Genomic DNA, 7,861 nt, shown 5'->3' with positions numbered 1-7,861 from the left:
CCCACTGCGCGTCGTCTGCGTTTGGCCTGCACCCAAGTCGCGATTTGCGGTGTCTGGACTGTCGCGTATATGAACCGCGTGGGCTGGAGCTAACGCTCCTCGCTTTCTTGATGGGTGCATCAATCGTCCGCGCTGCATTCTTAACTGTAGGAGCGTGGCTTGTCTCTGGGCCGCATCCGGACGATCTGGCGCGAAGCGGCAGCAAAATCAGACGACCCGGTTATGCCTGACACTCCGCATGCACCGGGTTTGCTGCCGGTTCCCGGCAGATCGCGGGGCGGGGTGAAGCGCCACCCCGGTCGCTCTTACACCTTGCAGGCAGAAGCCTCCGAGGAGGCTTCCAGGTGATGGGAGTAAGACAGTAGCTGCGCGCTTCGTGCAGAAGCGCTTACGCACTCATCGTGGGGGGCAGGTCCATCAGTTTGTCGAGGGTGATCGGCAGGTCACGGATGCGTTTGCCGGTGGCGTGAGACACCGCGTTGGCGACGGCCGCGGCCAGGCCCGTGATACCGATCTCGCCAATGCCCCGCGCGCCCCATTCATTGAGCTCGTAATCGGGATAATCCAGCAGGATTACGTCGATTTCCGGCTGGTCTGCATGCACAGGCACCACATATTCGGCGTAGTTGTTGTTGACCGGCAGGCCGTTGCGCTCGTCGAAATCTGTGGCCTCGAACAAGGCCATTCCAACGCCCATGACGATCGCCCCTTCGACCTGGTTCAGTGACGTCTTTTGGTTGATCACTTTGCCAACGTCGATAGCGCTGACCACCCGCGCGACGCGCAATCGCGAGATGCCAGGGTCCCAGCGAACCTCCACGAAATGCACGCCGAAGGAACGGAACGCATGCTTGCTGGTGTCGTTCATCCCGGTTTTCGCTGCACCGAAGGCGCTCGACTGCTTCTGCGCCTTGAGCACATCGGCGATGGCAAAGGATTTCTCTCCGCTTTTCAACTGACCCTCTTCGAAGCTGATCTGATCGGCTTTGGTCCCTGCAAATACGCCTTTGGGCGCAGCGGAGAAGGCTTTCAGCTGCTCGATGGCCTGGCGAGTCGCTTCGGCAATCGCAGGCAACACGCTGGCCGTTGCCCACGACCCGCCCGACACCGGCGCGGGAGGGAACGAGGAGTTGCCGAGTTCGACGTCGATTTTGTCCAGCGGGATGCCGGTGAGGCTGCTGACCACCTGGGCGACGATGGTGTACGTGCCGGTGCCGATGTCCTGTACGCCGCAGATCGCGTACGCCGTGCCGTCCGCCCGCAATGAGACCTGTGCCTCGGCGGGGGTGCGATAGGCCTCCCAGTTACAGGCCGCCATGCCATAACCGATGATTTCCGTGCCTTCTCTCATCGAGCCAGGTTTGGGATTGCGCTTGCTCCAGCCGAAGCGTTCGGCGGCCTGGTCAATGCATTCCTGCAAATGATTACTGGACCAGGGCAGGTTCTGGCTCTCGTCGCGTTCAGAAACGTTGAGCTTGCGAAACTGCAGCGGGTCCATGCCGATTTTATCGGCCATCTCGTCCATCGCCGATTCCAGTGCGAACAGCCCCGGCGCGGCACCTGGTGCCCGCATCGAAGTCGGTGTACCGCGATTGACTTCGATGGTTTTGTGCGTCACCAGCACATTCGCGCAGCTGTAGAGGCTTTTGGTCGAGGTGCCGCAGTTTTCCTTGTACGGGTCGGTGAACGAGGTGGTGTTGATCGACTCATGCCGCAACGACACCAGCTTGCCTTTGTCGTCGGTGGCCAGACGCAAACGTTGCCGGGTTTCAGGCCGGTGCCCGGTGGTGGTGAACATCTGTTGTCGGGGAACAACCAGTTGTACGGGGCGATTGAGCACCTTCGCAGCGCCACAGGCGGCGACCGAGTGCGGCCAGACCCACAGCTTGCTGCCAAAGCCCGAGCCAATGAACGGCGCGCGAACCTCGACCTTTTCAGGTATCAGCCCGAAGATCTTCGCCAGCGAGTTACGGTGCGCGACGACGCCCTGCGACGCTTCATACACGATGAGTCGTCCGTCTTCCCAACTGGCGACCGTCGCGTGCATTTCCATCGGATTATGGGTTTCCACCGGTGTGGAATAGGTGGCGTCGACGCTGTGCGCCGCGCTGTCAAACGCCGATGCCGCGTCGCCGCGCGAGTGGTTCGGGCTGCCGTCTTGCGGCGTGCCGGCTTTCATGCCCTGTTCAAGGTTGGCGACCGCGGTCTGCGGGCTGTAGCTGACCTTGATCTTGTAAGCCGCCGCGCGGGCGTGCTCGAAGGTATCGGCCACCACCAGGGCGACGAACTGTCCGGCGTAGTACACCGTGTCGTCCTCGAACGGCAGTCGGCTTTCGTCGGATTTGGCCGCCGTGAGGATCTGCGCGAAGGACATCGGCAGCGCCGAGTTGTGGTACAGCGCCGGGAAGTTGCCGTGGTGGAAAATCTCCAGCACGCCTCGGGATTTGCGCGCCGCGTCGAGGTCCAGCTCGGTGATCTTGCCGCTGGCGACGGTGCTGAAGACGCCGTAGCCGTAGGCCATGTTCTGCGGGTGGTGGTCAGAGGCGTACAGGGCCGTGCCGGTCACTTTGCGTCGCCCGTCGATCCGGCGTGGCGCCGAGCCGATCATGGTGGAATCCGTCATGTTCGTGTCCTCCCGGTCATGCCGTCAGGGTGCTGAGGTTGCGCACGATCGCCTGTTGTCCGAGGGCAATCTTGTAGGCGTTATGGCGATAGGGTCGGGCGCCTTGCATCGCGATGGCGGCCGCCTTCTCCATGTTTTGCGGCGTGAGGGTCGCGCCTTTGAGCGCCCGTTCCGCGTCCATCGCCCGCCAGGGTTTGGTGCCTACGCCGCCCATGGCAATACGTGCTTCGCGTACGGTGCCGCCGTCCATCACCAGGATCACCGCGCTGGACGCCAGGGCGAACTGATACGACGCCCGGTCACGGAGCTTCAGGTAACCCGATTTGCTCCCGGCAAGCGGTGCCTCCAGTACCACATGGGTGATCAGTTCATCGTCCTGCAGGGCATGCTCTTTCCAGGGCGTCGAACCCGGCAGCAGATGGAAGTCGAGAAAGTCGATGCTGCGCTTTCCCTTCGGCCCCTGGACGTCGACTTTTGCGCCAATCGCCGCCATTGCCACGCACATGTCCGACGGATGTGTCGCGATGCACTGGTCGCTGGTGCCGAGGACCGCATGCACGCTGCGGTTATGGCCGTCGATGGCGGCGCAGCCTGAACCGGGTTGGCGTTTGTTGCAGGGCGAATAGCCGTCGCGGAAATAATTGCAACGCACCCGTTGCATGACATTGCCGGCGGTCGTTGCCTTGTTGCGCAGCTGCGTGGTTGCGCCAGACAGCAGCGCCTGCGACAGCACCGGGTAGTGTTCGACAATGTAGGCGTGATGCGCCAGATCGCTGTTGGTCACCAGCGCACCGATGCGCACGCTGCCATCCTTCTGCACATCGATCTGCTTGAGGGACAGGTGATTGACGTCGATCACCTGATCGGCCGGCATCACGTCGAGTTTCACCAGGTCGAGCAGGGTGGTCCCGCCGGCGAGAAAAAACGCCGAGTCGCTTTTGGCGTGGGTCGCGACAGCCTGCTCGATGCTGCCCGCGCGGACGTAATCAAAGGCTCTCATCAGGTCACCTCCTGCAGCTTGATTCTCGCGCTTTGAATCGCCGCAAGAATGTTCTTGTAGGCTCCGCAGCGGCAGATATTGCCGCTCATGGCCTCGCGCACACTGTGGTCATCACTGCCAATGTTCTTGTCTTCGAGCATCGCTACGGCGCTCATGATCTGGCCGCTGGTGCAGTAGCCGCATTGATAGGCGTCGTGCTCCCAGAAGGCTTCCTGCACCGGGTGCAGTTTTCCGTCTTTCGCGAGGCCTTCTATGGTGGTGATCTCGTCACCTTCGTGCATGGCGGCGAGCGACAGGCACGCGTTGATCGCCACGCCGTTGACGTGGACCGTGCAGGCCCCGCACTGTCCGTGGTCGCAGCCTTTCTTGGTGCCCGTCAATTGCAACCGGTCACGCAGCACGTCCAGCAGCGCGGCGTTGGCGGGCAGGTTCAGGGTATGGGCCTGACCATTGACCTTGAGGGTCATGCGCCGTTCATCCCTGGCCGGTGGGGCGGTGTCGTCCGGCACCGCAGCCTGTGCTTCCAGTGCCTGGGTCCAGATCGGTGCGGTCGCTGCGGCGAGGCTGGATACGCCGATGGATTTAAGAAAATTTCTGCGTGACGGCACGGTGAAGGCCGTGAGGTCGGATTGCGGCTCTTTTTTATCAGGCTGATCGGTCATCGACAGGTTCCTCGTCAACGTTGAGTCGAGCCTGGCCCCGACGGTGGGCGGGCGCCCAGGCATGTACGGCAGTTGATGCGTCAAGAGACCCACCCTAATCAACGAACGGTCTGTGCGTTCATTTGAATAACTACATACGCTTTTGAAGGGTGCTCTCCAGGCCCCGCCAGAGGTATGAACAACATGCTCGCGACTTGGACGGACGTGGGGGGCGGGGTACGGAGCAAGGGACGCAGGATGTGTGACCTGTACCGAAGGGAATGGTTGCGGGAATTTCGCAGAGGGACGCATCCAGATCGTGAGGCGCGGCAACGGTCCGGAAGTCATTGGCTGACTGCGGTACCTTGAGAACGCGTCACCCGCGCAGCGTTTCAGGAAAGTCTTTCATTTCAGCGCCGACCCGCCGATAACCCTCAGTAGGCACGGGAAATGTCGTGAAATACCGATTTTTCATCGTTTATAGGCAGCAAAGACGAATTTGGCGCTTGCAACCATCTGTCAGGCCCCATGAAGATAGCGCAGTCTCACGCTGGCAATGGAGCGCCAATGAATTCCCGTGTCTCGAACCCAACCCAGCGCTCGCCATTGGCCGACGAACAGGCGTCACGACCGCGCGACGGCGGGCGGCAAGATGCGTCTTCGACGATGGACGAAACGTCCCTTGAATCGTTATTGCGAGCAGCCAGACTGGGTGCTCCTCATCTGAGCTGGGCGGCCTACCGCGCCGGACAGGACATGCATTTGATGGGGCAGGGCGATGCGCCGACCGAGTGGCCCCGGTTGATCCCCGGTGAACACTTTGACGCATTCTGTCGCGAACATGGGGTGCAGCGCTGGGTAACGGGGTGTGGCGAATCGGCGCTGGGCTGGCTGCTGGCGCCCGAGCGCGAATCGGGAAACCCTTTCCTCATGACCCTGGCGAGCAAGCTGGGTGTTCGCTTGCAGACCGATGCACTGGCGCGCGCGCAGGCCACGCAGCGGGTGCTGTATGAGATTACCTATCTGGCGAGTTCGACCCGCGATCGTTCGGCGTTTCTCCAGGGCGTTCATCAACAGCTGTCGACGCTGATTGACGCCGAGAACTTCTATCTGGCGCTGTACGAGAGCCACAGCGGCAAGATCACCTACCCGTATTACATCGACATCACCGACGTGGACGCCCTGGAGGCCGAAACCCAGGAGTTCCTTGACCGGGAGCGGCTGTCCATGACCGGGTATGTCCTCACCACCGAGCAACCGCTGTTCGTTGATGCCGCCGGTATCGAGCGCGCGCAGGCCCAGGAGCGTTTTCACTGCGTCGGGCATCGTCCCGAGTTCTGGATGGGCGCTCCGTTGAAAAATGCCTCTGACGATGTGTTCGGCATGCTGGCGATGCAGGTCTACGACGTGTCACGGGTTTACAGCGTCGAGGATCAGGAGCTGTTTCTGGTGGTCGCCCGGCATGTGGCGATGGCGCTGGACCGCATCCTTCACCGCGCTCAACTCGAAGAAACCGTGGCCCGCCGGACCCTTGAACTCTCTCGCCTCAATGACGCGTTGCGCAGCGAAGTCGCTGACCGGGAGCGTGCCGAACACTTGCAGACTGCGCTGTTCCAGATTACCGAGCTGTCCAGTCAGCCGGGCGATATGGCTGACTTGTTCAAAAGCCTGCACGGCATCGTCGGTGAACTGCTGTTCGCCTTGAACTTCTATATCGCCCTGTTCGACGACGCCACGGGCGAGGTGACCTTCCCGTACTACGTGGATGAGCGCCTGACGCGACGTCCTGATCCCCGACGGGGTGAGCGTGGCTTCACCGAATACGTCATCCGCCAGCGCCGTCCGTGCCTGATCGACAGCGCCGAGGCGCGACGCCTGGAGAACTCGGGTGAGATCACCCTTCAGAACGAAATCAACCGTTCGTGCTCCTGGCTTGGCATCCCGCTGTTCGACGGCGATGTCGTGCGGGGCGTGCTGGCCGTCCAGAGTTATTCGCCGCAGGTCAGCTACTCGCTTCGCGATCAGGATTTGCTGACCTTCGTTTCCCGGCACATTGACACTGCGTTGTCACGGCGCAGCGCTGCCGAGGCGATCCATACCGCCAATCTGCGGCTCGAAGCCCGGGTGCAAGACCGCACACGTGAGCTGGATTTCGCCAACGCCAAATTGCAGCATGAGAATGCCCATGACTCCCTGACCGGGCTGCCGAACCGCAGCCATCTGCAACAACGTTTGCAGGTGGCGTGGGATAACTTTTGCGAGCGGGGGGAAGACCTGGCGGTCATGTTCATCGACCTCGACCGTTTCAAGATGGTCAACGACAGCCTGGGTCACCATTCGGGCGACCTGTTATTGATTCAGGCCGCCGACCGCTTGCGCAGCTGCATGCGTGACAGTGACCTGTTGGCCCGGCTGGGTGGCGACGAATTTGCGGTGCTGGCCTACGCCGCGCCGCCCGACATCACCGTTGCGATCGCCGAGCGCATTTTGCTGGCGTTTGACGTGCCGTTTTATATCGACGGGCACGCGGTGTTTTCATCGTGCAGCATCGGTGTGGTGGGGGCCGATTTGCAGTTCCATAAGGAACCGGCCGATCTGTTGCGCGATGCGGATACGGCCATGTACCGGGTCAAGAACGCTGGCCGCGACAGCTATGCGGTGTTCAACCAGGAAGTGCGCCGCGAGGTGTCCGACCAGATGGAGCAGGAAGGTGCGCTGCGTAACGCGCTCAAGCGCACCGACGAGTTGCTGCCGTACTTTCAACCGATCATCGACGTCGCCACCGGCAAGATTCTCGCGCTCGAAGCACTCATTCGCTGGCGTCAGGCGGACGGTCGGGTGATAGCGCCTGGGCAATTCCTGCCTGCGCTGGAAGGGCTTCGGCTGATCGGCAGACTGGATTTCTACATGCTGCAGCAGGTCGTGGCGATACTTGCCAAACCCGAGCATGCGCACTGGCCAACGGTGCACGTGAACTGCTCGAGCTACAGCATCAGCCGGCCCGAGTTCGCCAGTGAAGTATTGGGTTTGCTCAGTCAACAGGGTGTGGCGCCGTCACGCATTTGCCTGGAACTCACCGAAGGCGCGCTCGTGGCCGAGCCCGAACTGGCCCGTCAGGCCATGAAGCACCTGGCCGACAACGGCGTTTCCGTGGTGCTCGACGATTTTGGCGCGGGTTTCTCGTCACTCAGCTACGTGCATCAGTATCATTTCAGCGGGTTGAAGATCGACAAGTCGTTCACGCTGGAGCTCACCACCAGCTCGCGCAGTCGCGCCATCGTCCGCGCCATCGTGCGCATGGCCGAGTCTCTCGGACTGACCGTGGTCGCGGAAGGCGTCGAGGACGCGGCAACCTTGCAGTTGTTGAAGGAGATGGGGGCAGGGCAGGCGCAGGGCTATTACTTCTCGATGCCGGTGCCGCAAGACAAGCTGGACCTCAGTACGCTGCAATAACGCCTTCACTGGGAGTTGCGCGACCAGCGGCCAGCGGTCGTGAACGGCTGAAAACGATGGGGGTGAGGGCGTGGCCTGAAAGGGCTTTACGCTGAGCGGGATCGAGTTCGACGGGGAGCGGTGGTACGCGCAATCGTGGTGATG

General features: G+C 61.7%; 4 protein-coding genes. 1 reads left to right on the top strand and 3 read right to left on the bottom strand.

Features of this window, described 5'->3' with window-relative positions; translation table 11 throughout:
* Window positions 1-388: 388 nt before the first annotated feature.
* Genes BMY73_RS02145 through BMY73_RS02135 form a run of 3 tightly spaced genes read right to left on the bottom strand, consistent with a single transcriptional unit; the run spans window position 389 to window position 4,285 of the window.
* Window positions 389-2,623, bottom strand: coding sequence for a xanthine dehydrogenase family protein molybdopterin-binding subunit (locus BMY73_RS02145; RefSeq protein ID WP_092404688.1), 2,235 nt, complete (start codon window positions 2,621-2,623; stop codon window positions 389-391).
* A 16-nt stretch (window positions 2,624-2,639) separates the two neighbouring features.
* Window positions 2,640-3,623: an FAD binding domain-containing protein gene (locus BMY73_RS02140; RefSeq protein ID WP_062382479.1), complete on the bottom strand. Its 984-nt coding sequence runs from the start codon at window positions 3,621-3,623 to the stop codon at window positions 2,640-2,642.
* A complete protein-coding gene (locus BMY73_RS02135; RefSeq protein ID WP_092404684.1) occupies window positions 3,623-4,285 on the bottom strand; it encodes a (2Fe-2S)-binding protein in 663 nt (220 codons plus the stop codon). Before BMY73_RS02135 ends, BMY73_RS02140 begins: the two co-directional genes overlap by 1 nt.
* A gap of 546 nt (window positions 4,286-4,831) precedes the next feature.
* On the opposite strand from BMY73_RS02135, the gene BMY73_RS02130 reads away from it, so the two are divergent.
* Window positions 4,832-7,717, top strand: coding sequence for a sensor domain-containing phosphodiesterase (locus BMY73_RS02130; protein WP_092404682.1), 2,886 nt, complete (start codon window positions 4,832-4,834; stop codon window positions 7,715-7,717).
* Window positions 7,718-7,861: the final 144 nt, after the last annotated feature.

The sequence above is a fragment of the Pseudomonas sp. NFACC02 genome, from assembly GCF_900110765.1.
Taxonomy (GTDB): Bacteria; Pseudomonadota; Gammaproteobacteria; order Pseudomonadales; family Pseudomonadaceae; genus Aquipseudomonas.
Note: the sequence above shows the minus strand (reverse complement) of the source record. Positions and strands in the feature narration are given on the sequence as shown.

What these genes read in the sequence shown, in the direction of transcription:
- BMY73_RS02145 (WP_092404688.1), bottom strand. Translation starts at nt 2,623, where the DNA reads ATGACGGATTCCACCATGATCGGCTCGGCGCCACGCCGGATCGACGGG.
- BMY73_RS02140 (WP_062382479.1), bottom strand. Translation starts at nt 3,623, where the DNA reads ATGAGAGCCTTTGATTACGTCCGCGCGGGCAGCATCGAGCAGGCTGTC.
- BMY73_RS02135 (WP_092404684.1), bottom strand. Translation starts at nt 4,285, where the DNA reads ATGACCGATCAGCCTGATAAAAAAGAGCCGCAATCCGACCTCACGGCC.
- BMY73_RS02130 (WP_092404682.1), top strand. Translation starts at nt 4,832, where the DNA reads ATGAATTCCCGTGTCTCGAACCCAACCCAGCGCTCGCCATTGGCCGAC.